15 protein-coding genes are annotated in these 17,488 nt (G+C 34.4%); 9 read left to right on the top strand and 6 right to left on the bottom strand.

Going from position 1 to position 17,488, the window contains the following annotated elements; genetic code table 11:
- The first annotated feature begins 331 nt into the window (after window positions 1-331).
- Window positions 332-1,717, top strand: coding sequence for an MATE family efflux transporter (locus tag A9G40_RS08820; RefSeq protein WP_065582747.1), 1,386 nt, complete (start codon window positions 332-334; stop codon window positions 1,715-1,717).
- A gap of 98 nt (window positions 1,718-1,815) precedes the next feature.
- On the opposite strand, the gene A9G40_RS08815 is transcribed toward A9G40_RS08820, so the two are convergent.
- From A9G40_RS08815 to A9G40_RS08805, 5 genes are all read right to left on the bottom strand, one after another.
- Window positions 1,816-2,508: a tetratricopeptide repeat protein gene (locus tag A9G40_RS08815; protein ID WP_065582746.1), complete on the bottom strand. Its 693-nt coding sequence runs from the start codon at window positions 2,506-2,508 to the stop codon at window positions 1,816-1,818.
- Window positions 2,509-2,665: 157 nt separating this feature from the next.
- A complete protein-coding gene (locus tag A9G40_RS15020; protein ID WP_176700468.1) occupies window positions 2,666-2,830 on the bottom strand; it encodes a hypothetical protein in 165 nt (54 codons plus the stop codon).
- A gap of 155 nt (window positions 2,831-2,985) precedes the next feature.
- Window positions 2,986-3,264, bottom strand: coding sequence for a DMT family transporter (locus A9G40_RS15320; RefSeq protein ID WP_218057784.1), 279 nt, complete (start codon window positions 3,262-3,264; stop codon window positions 2,986-2,988).
- A 276-nt stretch (window positions 3,265-3,540) separates the two neighbouring features.
- Window positions 3,541-3,819 carry a hypothetical protein gene (locus A9G40_RS15315; RefSeq protein ID WP_218057995.1) on the bottom strand — a complete coding sequence of 93 codons (279 nt, stop codon included), beginning with the start codon at window positions 3,817-3,819 and terminating at the stop codon, window positions 3,541-3,543.
- 58 nt (window positions 3,820-3,877) lie between these two features.
- Window positions 3,878-4,744 carry a YicC/YloC family endoribonuclease gene (locus tag A9G40_RS08805; protein ID WP_065582745.1) on the bottom strand — a complete coding sequence of 289 codons (867 nt, stop codon included), beginning with the start codon at window positions 4,742-4,744 and terminating at the stop codon, window positions 3,878-3,880.
- A gap of 159 nt (window positions 4,745-4,903) precedes the next feature.
- Between A9G40_RS08805 and rph the strand changes: the two genes are divergently transcribed.
- From rph to A9G40_RS08765, 8 genes are all read left to right on the top strand, one after another.
- A complete protein-coding gene (rph, locus tag A9G40_RS08800; RefSeq protein ID WP_065582744.1) occupies window positions 4,904-5,620 on the top strand; it encodes a ribonuclease PH in 717 nt (238 codons plus the stop codon).
- A 21-nt stretch (window positions 5,621-5,641) separates the two neighbouring features.
- The gene (pyrE, locus tag A9G40_RS08795) at window positions 5,642-6,289 is read left to right on the top strand and encodes an orotate phosphoribosyltransferase (RefSeq protein ID WP_065582743.1); all 648 of its coding nucleotides are present in this window, start codon (window positions 5,642-5,644) and stop codon (window positions 6,287-6,289) included.
- Window positions 6,290-6,532: 243 nt separating this feature from the next.
- Window positions 6,533-8,323 (top strand): DUF262 domain-containing protein, encoded by a 1,791-nt coding sequence (locus A9G40_RS08790; RefSeq protein ID WP_065582742.1) that lies wholly within the window; start codon window positions 6,533-6,535, stop codon window positions 8,321-8,323.
- 89 nt (window positions 8,324-8,412) lie between these two features.
- The gene (locus tag A9G40_RS08785) at window positions 8,413-9,978 is read left to right on the top strand and encodes a type I restriction-modification system subunit M (RefSeq protein ID WP_065582741.1); all 1,566 of its coding nucleotides are present in this window, start codon (window positions 8,413-8,415) and stop codon (window positions 9,976-9,978) included.
- Entirely contained in the window at window positions 9,975-11,096 is a 1,122-nt protein-coding gene (locus tag A9G40_RS08780) for a restriction endonuclease subunit S (RefSeq protein WP_065582740.1), read from the top strand. Before A9G40_RS08785 ends, A9G40_RS08780 begins: the two co-directional genes overlap by 4 nt.
- Before the next feature lie 26 nt (window positions 11,097-11,122).
- Window positions 11,123-12,223, top strand: coding sequence for an anticodon nuclease (locus A9G40_RS08775; protein WP_065582739.1), 1,101 nt, complete (start codon window positions 11,123-11,125; stop codon window positions 12,221-12,223).
- A gap of 12 nt (window positions 12,224-12,235) precedes the next feature.
- A complete protein-coding gene (locus tag A9G40_RS08770) occupies window positions 12,236-15,343 on the top strand; it encodes a type I restriction endonuclease subunit R (protein ID WP_065582738.1) in 3,108 nt (1,035 codons plus the stop codon).
- 271 nt (window positions 15,344-15,614) lie between these two features.
- Complete coding sequence (locus A9G40_RS08765) at window positions 15,615-16,622, top strand: aldo/keto reductase (RefSeq protein WP_065582737.1); 1,008 nt, start codon at window positions 15,615-15,617, stop codon at window positions 16,620-16,622.
- Window positions 16,623-16,720: 98 nt separating this feature from the next.
- On the opposite strand, the gene A9G40_RS08760 is transcribed toward A9G40_RS08765, so the two are convergent.
- Window positions 16,721-17,425: a GntR family transcriptional regulator gene (locus A9G40_RS08760; protein ID WP_065582736.1), complete on the bottom strand. Its 705-nt coding sequence runs from the start codon at window positions 17,423-17,425 to the stop codon at window positions 16,721-16,723.
- Window positions 17,426-17,488 lie beyond the last annotated feature (63 nt).

The following is a 17,488-nucleotide window of genomic DNA, read 5'->3' as shown; positions in this document are numbered from 1 at the left end:
AAAAAGTGCTATTAACAATTTACCAGTCTGTTAAACTAGCACAATCAAATTGCATCAAATAGATACTCAAATGCATCATTACCTAAAATTTTTTGACAAGATTTAACCGCCATAATGGCAATGAATATATTAGGGTAGTTGCTATAGACCACTGTCAGTAATAATTAAAAATAAGTAAAAATAACAAACCGCGTTTATTATTTTGGTAATATAACCAACAAACTGGCATGAATAAATCATAACGAATTTCAATAATGATTATATTCTTTTAACTCAAACACATAGTTATCTGTAACTTCTGTACATATTTAACAGCAGGAAATTAAAAGCAATGGCTCACTCTCTTGATGTTTATAACGATTTTAAAAATAAAAAAATTAGTGCATTATTTTGGCAATATGCACTGCCCGCCGTAATTGGAGCGATTGTCAATACGCTTTATAACATTATTGACGGCATTTTTATTGGTCACTGGATTGGCCGTGAAGCATTAAGCGGTGCTGGTATTATTTTGCCAGTTATGAACCTAGCTGCAGGCATTGGTATGCTAGTAGGTATTGGTTCTGCTAGTCGAATTTCGATTTTTTTAGGTCGTGGCGAGAATGAGAAAGCCGAAAAAGTCGCAGGTACCTCGTTTATGCTAACCGCAGTGCTGAGTGGCATTACGCTTTCGTTATTGCTCTATTTTGTTGATCCTGTGTTGCACTTTGTGGGTTCAAGCCCAGAGAATCATGTCTATGCCCGAGAGTTTTTAACGATTTTTTTACCCGGCAGTATCTTTTTAACGCTTACCTTTAACTACAATAATATGATGCGAGCGAGCGGTTATCCCTTTAAAGCGATGGTCACCATGTTTGTTAGCGTAATTGCCAATATCATTTTGGCGCCAATTTTTATTATTGGTTTAGGTTGGGGCATGCGCGGAGCAGCTTTTGCAACAACGCTATCGATGATGATTAGCTTTGTATTTGTTATGCAACACTTTTTAAATAAGAATAGTAATATCAAACTTTATCGTCGTAATTTTAAGCTGGACTTTTCAATTGCTAAATCAGTGATATCAATCGGTTTGTCGCCTTTTTCAATGCAAGTAGCAACATCAATTGTTGTGGTGTTTATTAACTGGCAACTTAACCGCTATGCGCCACTTGCAGATATATCTGGTGATGATTCGATTGCGGCTTATTCGAATGCTAACCGGCTTATTACTTTAGTGATTATGATTGTTATTGGTATCAATCAAGGTATGCAACCTATTATTGGTTATAATTATGGTGCTAAAAATTATGATCGCGTTAAAAAAACTTTTTTTTATGCTGTTAAAGTGGCTACAGTGGTGACTTCGCTCGGTTTTATGTTAGGATTTTTTATTCCAGATATGTTAGTACGAGCTTTTAGTTCGGAGGAAGATTTAGTGCAACTTTCGGCTATTGCTTTACGATTTACTACACTGTCTTTTGTTTTTGTTGGCTTTCAAATGGTGACAACCAGCTTTTTCCAATGTATTGGTATAGCAAAAATTTCTATTTTGCTCAGCCTTTCAAGGCAGATCCTCATCTTATTGCCAACACTCTATATTTTGCCATTATTCTTTGGGCTTAATGGCGTTTGGGCTTCATCACCCATCGCGGATTTATTATCTGCTGGTATCGCTTTGACTGTACTTGTTTGGTATTTTAAATCAATCAGAACAAGAATCCACACAGCAGCTAATTAGAATTATTTTAATATAACATTAACAAAAGGGGGAGTAGTTCATTTCCCCCTTTTTGCGTTTAATCGAGTTTTATTGGTATTGCAGGTTAAAAGTACGCTTTAGTTACAAAGTGAATGATTAACTCCGTTTTTACACGCTTTTTCAATCCATTCCATGGCTTTTTTATGATCTTTTTTTACAACTTGACCATTTTCATACATGACACCCAAATTAAATTGTGCTTGTGGCACACCTTGTATAGCGGCTTTTTCGAGCCATTCTTTTGCTGTAACTATATCTTTTTTTACACCCTCGCCTTGTAAGTACATAATAGCTAAATTATATTGCGCATTGGCAAGACCTTGTTTCGCAGATTTTTCAAATAGTTCTCTGGCTTTAGACACATCTTTTTCTACTCCTCTCCCTTCACTGTATAAGATACCTAAATTATATTGAGCGTAATCATCATTTTGAGCGGCTGCTTTTTCGTACCACTCTTTTGCTTTCACATAATCTTGCTCAACACCCGTACCATAATCGTAATAAACACCTAAATTAGATTGAGCACTCGCATAACCTTGAGCAGCTGATTTTTCATACCATTCTCTTGCTTTAGCATAGTCTTGTTCAACTCCTTCGCCGCGATCATATCGAACACCCAAATCATACTGCGCTTTTGCATCATTTTTTTCGGTTGCCATTTTCATCACTTCATCAAATGGTAAGTCTTTTAGCGAAGTTTTATCAGTATCAGCATTAGCAAAACCAGCTAAAAGTATAAATAGTAAGCCTGTAGTTAATAGTTTTTTCATTATTCTTTCCTCTTATTGTAATATCTATTATATTGTTGGGGTTGATGTTTTAATTCATCAAAATAATTATAATTTAACAAATATCAATAATATATGTTTTTATTGATGCGTAAACCAAAATTAAGACTTCATAAGCTTTATTGCATTTAACCTAATTTTATTGGGCTTTTGCATTATTGGCGTCAGTAGCTAATTTAATGGCATCATCAATCGGTAAGTTTTTTAGTGAGGTATTATTGGTGTCAGCATTGACAAAACCAGCTAAAAATAGAATTAGTAACCCTTTGATTAATAATTTTTTCAAACTTTTATCTTTCATCATAATATTGGCATATTTATATTACCATTGTGTTTTTTTAATTTAAATTTTATCAATACCCGTTTAACTTAAAAATAAGTAGAGAATATTTTTTAACGATAAGTAATAAAAAATGAGAAGTGTAATGCCTTGCTTGCATATCCTTGTTTTTTGATAACTTACTTGTTTATATCAATCGTTATTAAAGCAAGACAAATAAGAATAAAGAAAATACCGATACACCCCATTAAAGGCAATGTTTCGCCTACTACCAAAATTGCTAAAACTGCCGCTATTACAGGCTCAAGCAGAGTGATAGTTGTTGCGGTACTAGCGGATATTTTTGATAAGCCAAATCCATAACAAAGATATCCTACAAACATAGGGACTAATGCCATATAGACACAAACTGTCATATTCGTTAATGAATCACATACACCAAAACCAGTTAGCACCATGATGGGTATTAATAATACGCCTCCACAACCAAAAGTTGCCCCATGGCTGGCTTAGTTGATATTTCTTTCAACATTAACTAAAACTGATGCACTGGCCATGAGTATAAAGCATAAGTAAATACAGCAACCAAACCAAGTAAAACACCAAAGATGATATGATTACTTTGAACGCTTATTAAATTATTTTCTGAAAGTGACAGTAGTATTATCCCTAAAATGCCAAACATTGCGCCAATTAACCAGCATCTAGTTAAGCGAAAGTCACCGTTCACATATTCAATTACAACCAAGAGAATCGACGCCGAGCCAATAGATACAACCGTACCAATTGTCACGCCCGATAATCGCATTGATGAATAAAGAGCTAAAGGATAAATCATTGCGGCAAATAGCACCAACAATAAGAAAATAGATATGCTGGATTAACAAGTCACGCTCGTTAATGATTTTAGAGACAGCTAAAACACACTGCAAAATCCCACCAATCCCCATTGCAACTGCGCCAATAAACAAGGAAGAAAGTGAGGGAGCAAATGTGGCTACATTGCCCTCCATAAAATAGAAGCTAATACAACAGCTAGACTACCAAGATATCGGCTCATTAATCAAGTCATTATTCAATGTTTTGTACTTGCTCTCTAATTTGTTCAATGAGTACTTTAAGTTCAATTGCGCTAGCTGTAACATCTGCATTAATTGATTTAGAGGCAATAGTGTTCGATTCACGATTAAATTCTTGCATCATAAAATCTAACCTACGTCCAATCGCTTCGTTTTTCTTCAAAATAGAATAGGTTTCTTTAACGTGTGTCATTAGTCGATCAAGTTCTTCGGCGACATCTATACGTTGAGCAAGCATCACTATCTCTTGTTCTAAGCGGGAATGGTCAAGTTCAATATTGGCTTCTTGCAATTTGCTTTTTAAACGTTCTTTTTGCCACTCAAGTATTTGAGGCATGTAATTGCGAATCTTATTAACTTCAACAGTAATAGCTTCTAAGCGTTTAACAATCAAATCGCTAAGCGCTTTACCCTCACGCTCACGCACGGTAATAAAATCATCAATCGCACTATCTAATAAGACTATAATTTCTTGGGAAATCGCATCCAGATTTTGCTCTTTAGCCGATAAAACCCCTGGCCAACGTAACACATCAATAGGGTTGGTTTGCCCTGATTGATGCTCGGATTGTACCCAACTTGCTGCATTAAGTATTTGTTTAGCCAAATCTTTATTTAACAAGAGTTCTTGATGTTGCCCCGCAGGATCTAGCTCAAAACGTAAATTACATTCAATTTTTCCTCGAGTTAAACGACTCCGTAATTTTTCACGGATGATAGGTTCAAGTGAACGAAACTGTTCTGGCAAGCGAATGTAAGTTTCTAAATAACGTTGATTGACTGAACGTAGCTCCCAAGAAGCGGTTCCCCATGGTTGACTTAATTCTTTTCTTGCATAGGCGGTCATACTGCAAATCATAATAACACCTTAAAATAATAAAAACTTGCTGGGCATTGTATCATATATTCTGTATAATGCGCTCTTAGCTTAGGCTAAACATTAACCCTATCTTGTTGATGTCCTCCTAAATAATGAGTTCAAAACGATATTTTTTAATTGTAACAATTGGAGAATTGCATGCGCCCGTCTGGTCGATCTGCGGAACAAATCCGCCCTATAAAAATAACCCGTCATTATACTAAGCATGCAGAAGGCTCTGTACTAGTTGAATTTGGTGAAACCAAAGTGCTTTGTAATGCCACTGTTGATGAAGGAGTACCACGTTTTCTAAAAGGCAAAAATCAAGGTTGGGTAACAGCCGAATACGGTATGTTACCACGAGCAACCAATTCACGTACCCAACGTGAAGCGGCTAAAGGCAAACAAACAGGCCGAACCATGGAAATTCAACGACTTATTGCCCGATCATTACGCGCAATGATCGATTTAGAATTATTAGGTGAATACACTATCACGCTAGATTGCGATGTCATTCAAGCCGATGGTGGTACAAGAACAGCATCAATTACTGGGGCTTGTGTTGCGCTGAACGATGCCATTAATAACATGGTTGCCGAAGGTAAAATTAAGCAAAACCCAATTAAATCTTTAGTTGCAGCTGTATCTGTCGGCATTGTAGATGGTCAAGCGCTTTGTGATTTGGAATATATAGAAGATTCAAATGCAGAAACCGATATGAATGTTGTAATGACAGATGACGGACGAATTATTGAAATACAAGGCACCGCGGAAGGTGAACCATTTAGCCATGAAGAGCTGTTAACGTTATTAGGATTAGCAAAAAATGGGATAGCCGCCATTATTGATGCGCAAAAACAAGCTTTGAACGACTAAACAGCTAATTGGAGAAAACCGATGAAATCATATAAAAGTGAATTTATTGAATTTGCTTTAGATAGGCAAGCATTAAAATTTGGCGAGTTCACATTAAAATCGGGGAGAAAAAGCCCCTATTTCTTTAATGCTGGATTATTTAATACTGGTAAAGATCTGGCTTTATTAGGCCGTTTTTATGCAGCTGCGTTGATGGATGCCAACTTAGAATATGATGTCATTTTTGGCCCTGCTTATAAAGGTATTCCGATTGTTTCTTCAACCGTTGTTGCACTATCAGAACACCATAATGCCGATGTACCTTATTGTTTTAATCGCAAAGAGGCTAAAGACCATGGCGAAGGTGGCAACCTAGTCGGCAGTTCAATTTATCAGCAACGAGTTATGCTAGTTGATGATGTTATTACCGCTGGTACGGCGATTCGTGAATCGATGAGAATATTAGAAGATAACCAATCTAAACTTGCTGGTGTACTAATTTGTTTAGACCGACAAGAAAAAGGTCGTGGTGAGCTATCAGCAATCCAAGAAATTAAACAAACTTATCATTGTGATGTGATTTCAATTATCACATTAGATGATTTGATCCAATACCTCTATCAATCCCCAGAGCGACAAGATCAAGTAAAACAAGTTGAAGCTTATCGGGCTGAGTATGGCATAAAATAATCACCATTCCTTTTTCTTTCCTTACAAAAAGCATCGTAAGATGCTTTTTTATTGATAACATAGCTTTTACAAATCAATGAAAAGTACAATGGATATTGTTCTGTTTAGATTTAATAATTGTATCAATCTTTTTTTAAAATTATTTATAATTTTAATTTATATAAAACCAGTAAACTAGTAGAATAAAGGCAAATAATTTAATAACTTCGAATTAAGCGAGCAAAAATACAAATAGGTATAAATATGGAAGACTCTTTTAAACCCCGTAGTTTATCGATTAGTGAATTATTTGGTGATACAAAAAATCTTTATAAAATACCCAAGTATCAAAGGCCCTATAAATGGGAAAGTGAGCAAGTTGAACAGCTATGGGATGACATATTAGAATCGTATGAAAATCATGTGCCAAATTACTTTCTTGGTTCTGTTATCACAGCTAATTCTCATGATGAACCTTTATCTCCTTACATTGATGTTGTTGATGGGCAACAAAGATTAACTACTTTAATGATACTATTTTGCGTAATACGCGATTATTTTCCACGCCTTAATGTAGATGATAATTCCAATCCACTTTCTGTAAATATAGATATTATTCGTTCTGCCATTATCTTTAATAGCCGCGCTTCACGTTTAAGGTTACATACCCATAGCTCTCATCAATCTGACTTTGAAACATATATTTTAAACGATGGAGCAACCAAAATATTATCTTCCCCATATAAATATCAAATTAAGAATGACCAAGAACCCAAATTCAAATTTATTAATACCGCACTAATTTTTAAAGAGAAATTGAATTCATTGCCCAAAAGCCAGCTTGGCAAGTTAATCAATTATCTATTTTACCAAGTTAAGATAATACGTATTGATTGTACTAGCCGTGATTTTGCTATTAAATTGTTTCAAGTACTTAATAATAGAGGTTTAGATTTAACTTCAGCAGACTTAATAAAAAGCTTTTTATTAGAAAAGCTTTATAAAAAATACAAAGATGATTTATCTACATCAAAATTAAAAGAAGAAAATTTTATGTCTGATTGGCATGAAATGGAACAATATATTAAACAATGTGATGATATGAGTTTAAATGATTTGTTTATTATTTATGCCCATTATTTGTTGGGCTCAAACCAAAAAAAATCATTTACAGAAGAGCTACAAGACTTATTCGAAAATCAAGATCCAAATCAAGTCATATCCTCATTAAAGCTGTTTGTTATTAATTATTATGAAAAGATATATTGTTCAAAAGATAAAAATATTTATTCGTTTAGATATTTAAGATGGAGTAATTATTGGAAAGCAATATTAATGACCGCAATTACAACAGAGTATAAAAATTTTGATGACTTAGTTTTTGAACTAAGGCGATTTTATTATTTATATTGGATTGCTGGTAAAACATTATCGCAAGTAAAACAGACTTCTTTTAACATCATCAAAGCAGTCAAAGAAAAAAAACATATTAACTATTTAAGAGCTATTTTTTCTAATAAATTAAATTCGGAAAAGATTTACGAATTGGCAATATCACAATTAACTTCTAATGTGGTTGACAAAGAAGCTTGGATTAAACCTCTTTTGATTTTAATTGAATATGATTTAACCGATCAATCTAATCCTATTTTATTAAAACTTAATAACGACTTACATCTTGAACATATATTACCCAAAAAATATAAAAGTATTTCTGCGTGGAGTTATATAACAGAAGAAGTAAAAAACAAATGGTTACATAGTATCGCTAATTTAACACTACTGAGTGGTAAAAAAAATATTGATGCTAGTAATAATCCTTTTAATATCAAAATGACTGTGTATCAAGGTAATCATACCGATAATACAACAGCTTTTCGCCTTTCTCAAAAAGTATTAGATGATTTCAATCAAAGAACTTTTAACCAACAATGGCATGAAAAAGCGTTACAAGATCGGTATAATTGGATACTTGAAAGGCTAGAAAGATTATTAGCTATAGATTTAACTTCAGTAAAACAAATGAAAAGTCCGCAAATGGAAAATAAGAGTTAAACTACTATTATATTGACGTAAAGTAACTATAAAAAAGATGATTTATTTTATAGTTACTAATATCTTATCTTTACTTAGGAACATAAAATATGACTTCGATTGATTCTCAATCAAGCACTAGTACCCAACAACGCGAGCAACTACAACGCCAAATCTGGAAAATTGCCGACGAGGTACGGGGTGCAGTCGATGGTTGGGATTTTAAACAGTATGTACTTGGTTCTTTGTTTTATCGCTTTATTAGTGAAAATTTTGCCAATTATATTCAAGGCGATGATGGCAGTATTGATTACAGCACGTTATCTACCGATATTATTACCGATGAAGCCAAGCAAGATGCCATAAAAACCAAAGGCTATTTTATCTATCCCGACCAACTATTTTGTAATGTTGTTGCTAATGCAAATACCAATCCAAGCTTAAATACTGACCTAGCCGATATTTTTAATGCAATTGAAAGTTCTGCTATTGGTTACCCATCAGAAAGTGATATTAAAGGATTATTTGCCGATTTTGATACCACCAGCAATCGCTTAGGTAATACAGTTGCCGATAAAAACAAACGGTTAGCCGCAGTACTTAATGGTGTTGCCGAACTTGATTTTGGTGATTTTGCAGACAATCAAATTGATCTGTTTGGCGATGCTTATGAGTTTTTGATTTCTAATTATGCCTCGAATGCCGGTAAATCTGGTGGTGAATTTTTTACGCCGCCGAATGTGTCGAAATTGATCTCACAATTAGCCTTACATAATCAAACAAAGGTCAATAAAATCTATGACCCAGCGGCAGGTTCGGGTTCTTTATTGTTACAAGCGAAAAAACAGTTTGATGAACATATCATTGAGGATGGATTTTTCGGTCAAGAGATTAATCATACCACCTATAACCTTGCTCGAATGAATATGTTTTTACACAATATCAACTATGATAAATTCGAAATAGCTTTAGGCGACACGCTACTTAACCCAAAATTTGGCGACGAAAAACCATTTGATGCAATCGTTTCTAATCCACCCTATTCAATTAAATGGATTGGCAGTGATGATCCAACCTTAATTAATGATGACCGATACGCACCTGCTGGCGTGCTGGCACCAAAATCGAAAGCCGATTTTGCTTTTATTATGCATGCACTAAGTTACCTGTCCGAGTGTGGGCGAGCGGCAATTGTTACTTTTCCGGGGATATTTTATCGTGGTGGTGCGGAACAAAAAATTCGCAAATATTTGGTCGATAATGATTTTGTTGAAACCGTAATTTCACTGGCACCCAACTTATTTTATGGTACCTCGATTGCGGTTAATATTTTAGTGCTTGCCAAAAATAAAACCGTCAAAACAACACAATTTATTGATGCTAGCAAACTCTTTAAAAAAGAGACCAATAATAATGTGCTCACTGATAAACATATTCAAGAAATTATGCAAGTATTTGCTAGCAAGCAAGATATCGAATATTTTGCTAAATCAGTTGATAATCAAACCATTGCGGAAAATGACTATAATCTATCGGTCAGTTCGTATGTGGAAGCCGAAAATACCCGTGAAGTGATTGATATCACCCAGCTTAATGCCGAAATAAAAGATACCGTAGCTAAAATTGATAGCTTACGCTCCCAAATTGACACGATTGTGGCGGAGATTGAGGGATGATTAAGCGTAATAATATAATTGAACTGCTGAAAGGTATTGAGGTTGAGTGGAAAAATTTGGATGAAGTAACAAATTATGAACAACCTACCAAATATCTTGTCACATCAACAAATTACAATGATGAATACAAAACACCTGTTTTGACGGCAGGTAAAACTTTCATTTTAGGTTATACGAATGAGATAGCTGGAATTTATGCAGGGAAAAATAATCCAGTTATCATTTTTGATGATTTTACAACCGCAAATAAATGGGTTAATTTTGATTTCAAAATTAAATCGTCAGCAATGAAAATCATCAGTTCAGCTGATGAAGAAAAATATAATTTAAAATATATTTATTATTGGATGAATACACTTCCAAATGAAAAGATAGATAATGATCATAAAAGACAATGGATTAGTAATTATGCTAATAAAAAGATTCCAGTACCTCCATTTTCGATTCAAACCGAAATTGTCCGTATTTTAGACACATTTACAGAGCTCACAGCAGAGCTCACAGCAGAGCTCACAGCAGAACTTACTATACGAAAAAAACAATACAACTATTATCGAGATAAATTATTAAGCTTTAAAGATGATAAAGTGGAATGGAAATCAATTGACGAAATAGCCACCTTAAAAAGAGGGATTCGTGTTGTCCGAAATGAATTGTCACCAAAAGCTAGCTATAAAGTCTACCAAAATAGTTTAACACCTTTAGGATATTATGAAAAAACTAATACTAAAGAGAATACAACATTTATAATAAGCGCTGGTGCAGCTGGAGAAATCGGTTATAGTCCAGAAGTATTTTGGGCTGCCGATGACTGTTTTTACTTTGAATGTTCAAATCATATATTAAGTAGATATTTATTTCATGTATTAAAAAATAAACAAAAGTACATTTCATCTCAAGTAAGACGCTCAAGCATACCTAGATTACCTCGATTGGTTATTGAAAAACTAAAAATTCCCATTCCCCCACTCAAGGAACAAGCCCGTATTGTCGAAATCTTAGATAAATTCGATGCGCTTACCAATTCAATCACCGAGGGGTTACCGCGTGAGATAGCATTACGCCAAAAACAATATGAATATTATCGGAATTTATTATTAGACTTTCCGAAAGAGTAAGAATCATAAGATAGAGTTATAAAAAGATGAATGCCACATTAAGGAATATTGCTGAAAAGCTGGATAAAAATGATAAAAAAAACCAATTAATCTATGCCTTTAACGGTACTGGTAAAACACGTTTATCTCAAACATTTAAAAATTTAATTATATCGCAGCATAAAGGCGATAAAGAGAATAATGCAGCCTTAACAAGGCACAAAATCCTTTACTATAACGCTTTTACTGAGGATTTGTTTGCTTGGGATAATGATAAACACCAAGAGGGTGAACATCAATTAATCATAAAACCTAACTCATTTACGGACTGGATTTTGAAAGACCAAGGTCAGGATCAAAACATCGCTCACTACTTTCAATCCTACACCCAGCAAAAATTAACGCCACATTTCAATGAGGATTTTTCCGCTGTGACTTTTTCGCTCGCAGGGGGTAATGATCAACGTATTGATAATATTAAAATCTCCAAAGGGGAAGAAAATAATTTAATTTGGAGTATTTTTTTCACCTTGATTAGTTTGGTGATCGCAGAGCGCAATATTGTTGAGCCTAAAGAACGTTCTACCAATGAATTTGATCAGTTACGCTATATTTTTATTGATGATCCAGTCAGCTCATTGGACGAAAATCACCTAATCCAATTAGCGGTCGATATTGCTAAATTAATCAATAGCAGCAAATCGGATATTAAATTTATTATCACCACTCATAACCCATTATTTTACAATGTGTTGTATAATGAACTGGGTTTAAAAACAGGCTGTATTTTAAAACGATTTGAAAATGGCGATTTTGCCCTAGAAGAAAAAAAAGGAGATTCAAATCAAAGCTTTTCGTATCATCTTTATTTAAAAGATATTTTGCAACAAGCCATTAGCGAAAAGAAAATTGAAAAATATCACTTTACTTTATTACGTAACTTGTATGAAAAAACGGCCTGTTTTTTAGGATATCCAAAATGGTCAGAACTCCTGCCTGATGATAAACAAGTTTATTTAACACGGATTATCAACTTTACCAGTCATTCAACATTATCGAATGAAATGATCCCAGAACCATCCGAGCCAGAAAAACAGATCGTTTCATTTTTACTTAATCATTTACTCGAAAATTACAATTTTAAATAGCTGGAATGGACTATGACAATTTACACAACACCTCTTGCTGAAACCAATCATTATATTATTTTAGATAACTACAACAGGCTTGAAGAGCCGGCAGCGACTTATCAAACTGAAAAAGAGTTAGAAAAAGAGCTGATTGATGATTTAGTCCGTCAAGGTTATGAATATCTTCCCGAACTGAATAATCACGAAAAATTGCTGGCTAATATTCGTGATCAATTACAAACCTTAAACAAAATTCAGTTTACCGATAAGGAATGGCAGCGCTTTGTATTAGAGTATTTAGATAAACCCAATGAGTCGATGATCGACAAAAGTCGCAAAATCCACCACGATCATATCTATGATTTTGTTTTTGATGATGGACATATTCAAAATATCAAGCTGTTAGATAAAAAAGATGTCACCAATAATAAATTACAAGTTATCCGTCAATTCCAGCAAACTGGCAATTATGCAAATCGTTATGATGTGACGATTTTAGTGAATGGCTTGCCCCTTGTTCAAGTTGAATTAAAAAAGCGGGGTATTGCCATTCGTGAAGCCTTTAACCAAGTGCATCGCTATAGTAAAGAGAGTTTTAATCAAGATAATTCACTGTTTAAATATTTACAACTGTTTGTTATCTCAAATGGTACTGACACGCGCTATTTTGCTAACACCACTAAGCGCGATAAAAACAGCTTTGATTTTACAATGAATTGGGCCAATGTTAAAAACGAGCCGATAAAAGATCTAAAAGATTTTACCGCTACCTTTTTTGCCAGCCGCACGCTGTTAAATGTGTTACTGACTTATTCGGTGCTTGATGTAAATGACACATTGTTAATTATGCGCCCTTACCAAATTGCCGCCACCGAGCGTATATTGTGGCAAATCATTAGCGCTTATCATGCCAAAAAGTGGAGTAGCTTACAAAGTGGAGGATTTATTTGGCACACAACCGGATCTGGTAAAACCTTAACGAGTTTTAAAGCGGCACGGTTAGCAACAGAATTAGCATTTATAGATAAAGTCTTTTTTGTGGTGGATCGTAAAGATCTCGATTTCCAAACCATGAAAGAGTATCAAAAATTTTCCAAAGATAGTGTCAATGGCTCAAACAGTACCGCAGGACTTAAGCGTAATATTGAAAAAACCGATAATAAAATTATTGTTACCACCATTCAAAAACTTAACAATTTAATAAAAAGCGAAGATGATTTAGCCATCTATGATAAACATGTGGTATTTATTTTTGACGAAGCGCACCGCTCCCAGTTTGGTGAAGCGCAAAAAAACTTAAAGCGCAAGTTTAAAAAATATTATCAGTTTGGCTTTACGGGTACACCGATCATGCCAGCTAACGCGTTAGGTGCACAAACTACCGCGGATGTGTTTGGTCGTGAATTACATGCTTATGTGTTAACCGATGCCATTCGTGACGAAAAAGTCTTAAAATTTAAAGTGGACTATAATGATGTGCGCCCTAATTTTAAATCGATTGAACAAGAACAAAATCTAGAAAAACTCAGCGCTGCTGAAAATAAACAAGCACTACTTCACCCAAAACGCATTGAACAAATTACCCAATATATTTTGAATAATTTTAAGCAAAAAACCCACCGTTTAATGGGCAATGGTAAAGGATTTAATGCCATGTTTGCCGTGAGCAGTGTCGATGCGGCAAAACTCTATTATGAATCGTTCAAAAAATTACAAAAAGATGCCAGCAAGCCGTTAAAAATAGCAACAATATTTTCTTATGCAGCTAATGAAGAACAAGACGCACAAGGTAATTTTGCCGATGAAAGCTTTGAAACTGACGCTTTAAATCAAAGCGCTAAAGAATTTTTAGCAATGGCAATCGACGATTATAATAAGGAATTTAAATCAAACTATGATGTTAGTAGTGAACAATTTCAAAACTATTATCGCGATCTGTCATTAAAGGTAAAAAATCGGGAAATCGATTTACTAATTGTGGTTGGCATGTTTTTAACGGGTTTTGATGCGCCAACACTCAATACATTATTTGTTGATAAAAACCTGCGGTATCATGGCTTAATTCAAGCTTTTTCACGCACCAATCGTATTTACAATGCAACCAAAACCTTTGGTAATATTGTAGCGTTTCGTGATTTGGAACAAGCTACCATTGATGCAATAAAAACATTTGGTAAAAGCAATACCCGAGAAGTGGTGTTAGAAAAAAGTTATGATGAATATATGCAGGGTTTTACTGATAAAGTATCAGGCGATATTCACAATGGGTATTTAACAATCATTGCCGATTTACAAGAAAAATTTCCCCGTGCTGATGAAATCATCACCGAAAAAGATAAAATAGCGTTTGTTAAATTATTTGGCGAGTACTTGCGTGCTGACAATGTATTGCAAAATTATGATGAATTTGTGGCATTAAAAGCATTCCAACAACTCGATACGACTGATGAACAAGCCATGCTAGCCTTTAAAGCTCGACATAATGTAACCGATGATGATCTACAAAAAATGCAAACAATAAAATTGCCAACCGACCGTGCAATTCAAAATTATCGTTCAACTTATAATGACATCCGCGATTGGCTACGCAGAGAAAAGGAATCTAATCAACAAGCTCAATCAACCATTGATTGGGATGATGTGGTTTTCGAAATTGATCTATTAAAATCACAAGAAATCAATTTGGATTATATTCTTGAGCTGATTTATGAACAAAATAAACAAGAAAAAACCAAACAAGATATTGTTGAAGAGACTCAACGATTGATTCGTTCAAGTTTAGAAAACCGAGCTAAAGAAGGGTTAATTGTTGAGTTTATTAATCAAACGGATTTAAATAACATTCCCGACAAAGCCAGTACGGTTGATGCTTTTTATCAATATGCACAACGTCAGCAACAAGCTGAAATTAACGCCTTAATCGAAGAAGAGAATTTAAATGAAGCAGCAACCAAACGCTATATTGCTTCTTCATTAAAGCGCAAATATGCAACCGAAAATGGCACTGAATTAAACGAAATGTTACCGAAGATGAGCCCACTTAATCCACAATATTTAATCAAAAAACGTCGGGTTTTTGAAAAAATAGCAACAATGGTTGAAAAATTTAAAGGGGTTGGTGGCAGTGATAACATCTAATTATTAACGATAAAGGGCATGGAATTGCGCACTGACTTTTCCCTGCCCTATAAATAATCAAGCAATATGGTTTGCTATAATCTGCTATGTCTTAATTTAATATGTGTTTTAATTTAATATATTTTTTAATAGATGAAGTTCTTATCCATTCTATTTTTTGTAAAAAAGTGATCGATATCACATTAACCCACATTCAAATTTACTATAAAAATAAAAGCGCAATATAATAAGGCGCATTAGAGGTTTCTGTTTTAAATAGAGGAAAGTGATCATGCAATACACTAAACTGGGTAATAGTGATTTAACTGTCTCGCAGATTTGTTTAGGTTGTATGGGATTTGGCGATCCTACAGCAGGTATTCACAACTGGACACTAAATGAATCAGAAAGCAGCAAAATTATTGGATATGCTCTTGAGCAAGGTATTAATTTTTTCGATACCGCAATCGCTTATCAAAATGGCTCAAGTGAAAGATATGTTGGCAAAGCATTACGCGATATGAGCCAGCGTGATGAAGTGGTCATAGCAACAAAATTTTTACCACGTACAGCTGAGCAAATTGCTAATGGTATAACTGGGCAACAAGCTATCAACCAATCACTCAACCAAAGCCTAAAAAATTTGGGGGTAGATTACGTCGATCTTTATATTTATCACTATTGGGATTACAACACGCCTATAGTAGAAGTCCTTGAAACCCTTCATCAAAATATTCAGGCAGGCAAAATCCGTGCAATTGGCATTTCGAACTGTTATGCATGGCAACTGGCAAGAGCAAACACTATAGCAAAATATGAAGGCTTAACACCGTTTGTTTCAATGCAAAGCCACTATAACTTAATTATGCGTGAAGATGAGCGAGAATTATTTGGATTATGCCAAGAAGATAATATTGCCATGACGCCTTATAGCGCTCTTGCCAGCGGTCGCCTTGCTCGTCCATATAACACCCAAACTGTACGCGCCAATGCGGATAACTATGCGAAGAAGAAATACGACAAAACCGCCGAGCAAGACCACGTGATCATCGATAGAGTTGCAGAAATTGCTCAACGCCACCAAGTATCCATGACGGAAGTTTCATTGGCATGGCTATTAACTAAAGTTACTGCTCCTGTTGTGGGTGCAACAAAAACCAAACAAATTCAAGAAGCCGTCAAAGCAACCCAATTACAATTAAGCAATGACGAACTAAACTACTTAGAAGAATGCTATAAACCTCACGCATTGGTTGGCATCATGGCAGATAACAAACCACCAATAAAACAAGCTAATTAACTTAGATATAAAATTGTTATCGAAAATAATAAGAATTAGTACCTATTTACCGCCAATTTTTATAACAGCGTAGCGCCGTTTTGACTATGTTAAATGGCTTATTTTGAATGATTTTGTATGCAAAATCTTGCATTTTCATAATGGTAAATAATTTTTGAGAAATCAAACGGCTCACCAGATGAGGTATAAAATATTTCTTCAACGCAAAGAGCAGGATCCCCCGCTTGTAACCCAAGATATTTTGCTATGTTTGCATCAATTTTGATGATTTGAAAATATTTATCAGAAAAACCAATATTGATATTGTAATTTTCTTGAATGTAGCTAAAAATTGAACGTTCAACAATGTCTGTATTTAAATAACAAATAAGCTTTTTGCGATAATAGGACTGTTCTAAGCAATATAATTTATCATCAACATAACGTAATCTTTTTACAAAATAAACATCTTCACAATCATCACATTGTAGGTTTTCTTTCACTCTTGCACTGGGTTTGATAATGTCAACATTAAACACTTTAGATGAACCATATACATCATCTAAATCAACAGTAAAGCCATGGCTTTGTAAAAAACTGAGGTAGCCTCTTTTTTTGCGCTCACGAACAAAAATACCGCTACCTTGCACTTGATAAATAACGCCTTGTCGTTCCAGACAATTGAGCGCTTTAATAATTGTGCTACGACTCACCTGATACTGATTAATCAACCCTTCAATATTAGCAAGTTGAGTACCTTTAGCTAATTGTTGCTGATAGATCGTCTGTTTAATTTTTTTGGCAACATCTTGATATTTAATCATTGATATATCTTTTTATTGAATAAGCAATTTAACTATTATTTTATACAGGTTAGGTTAACTTTT

It is taken from the genome of Gilliamella sp. Nev3-1 (genome assembly GCF_001690435.1).
GTDB lineage: Bacteria > Pseudomonadota > Gammaproteobacteria > Enterobacterales > Orbaceae > Gilliamella > Gilliamella apicola_C.
The sequence above is the reverse complement of the archived record's forward strand: the minus strand, read 5'-3'. Positions and strand labels throughout refer to the sequence as shown.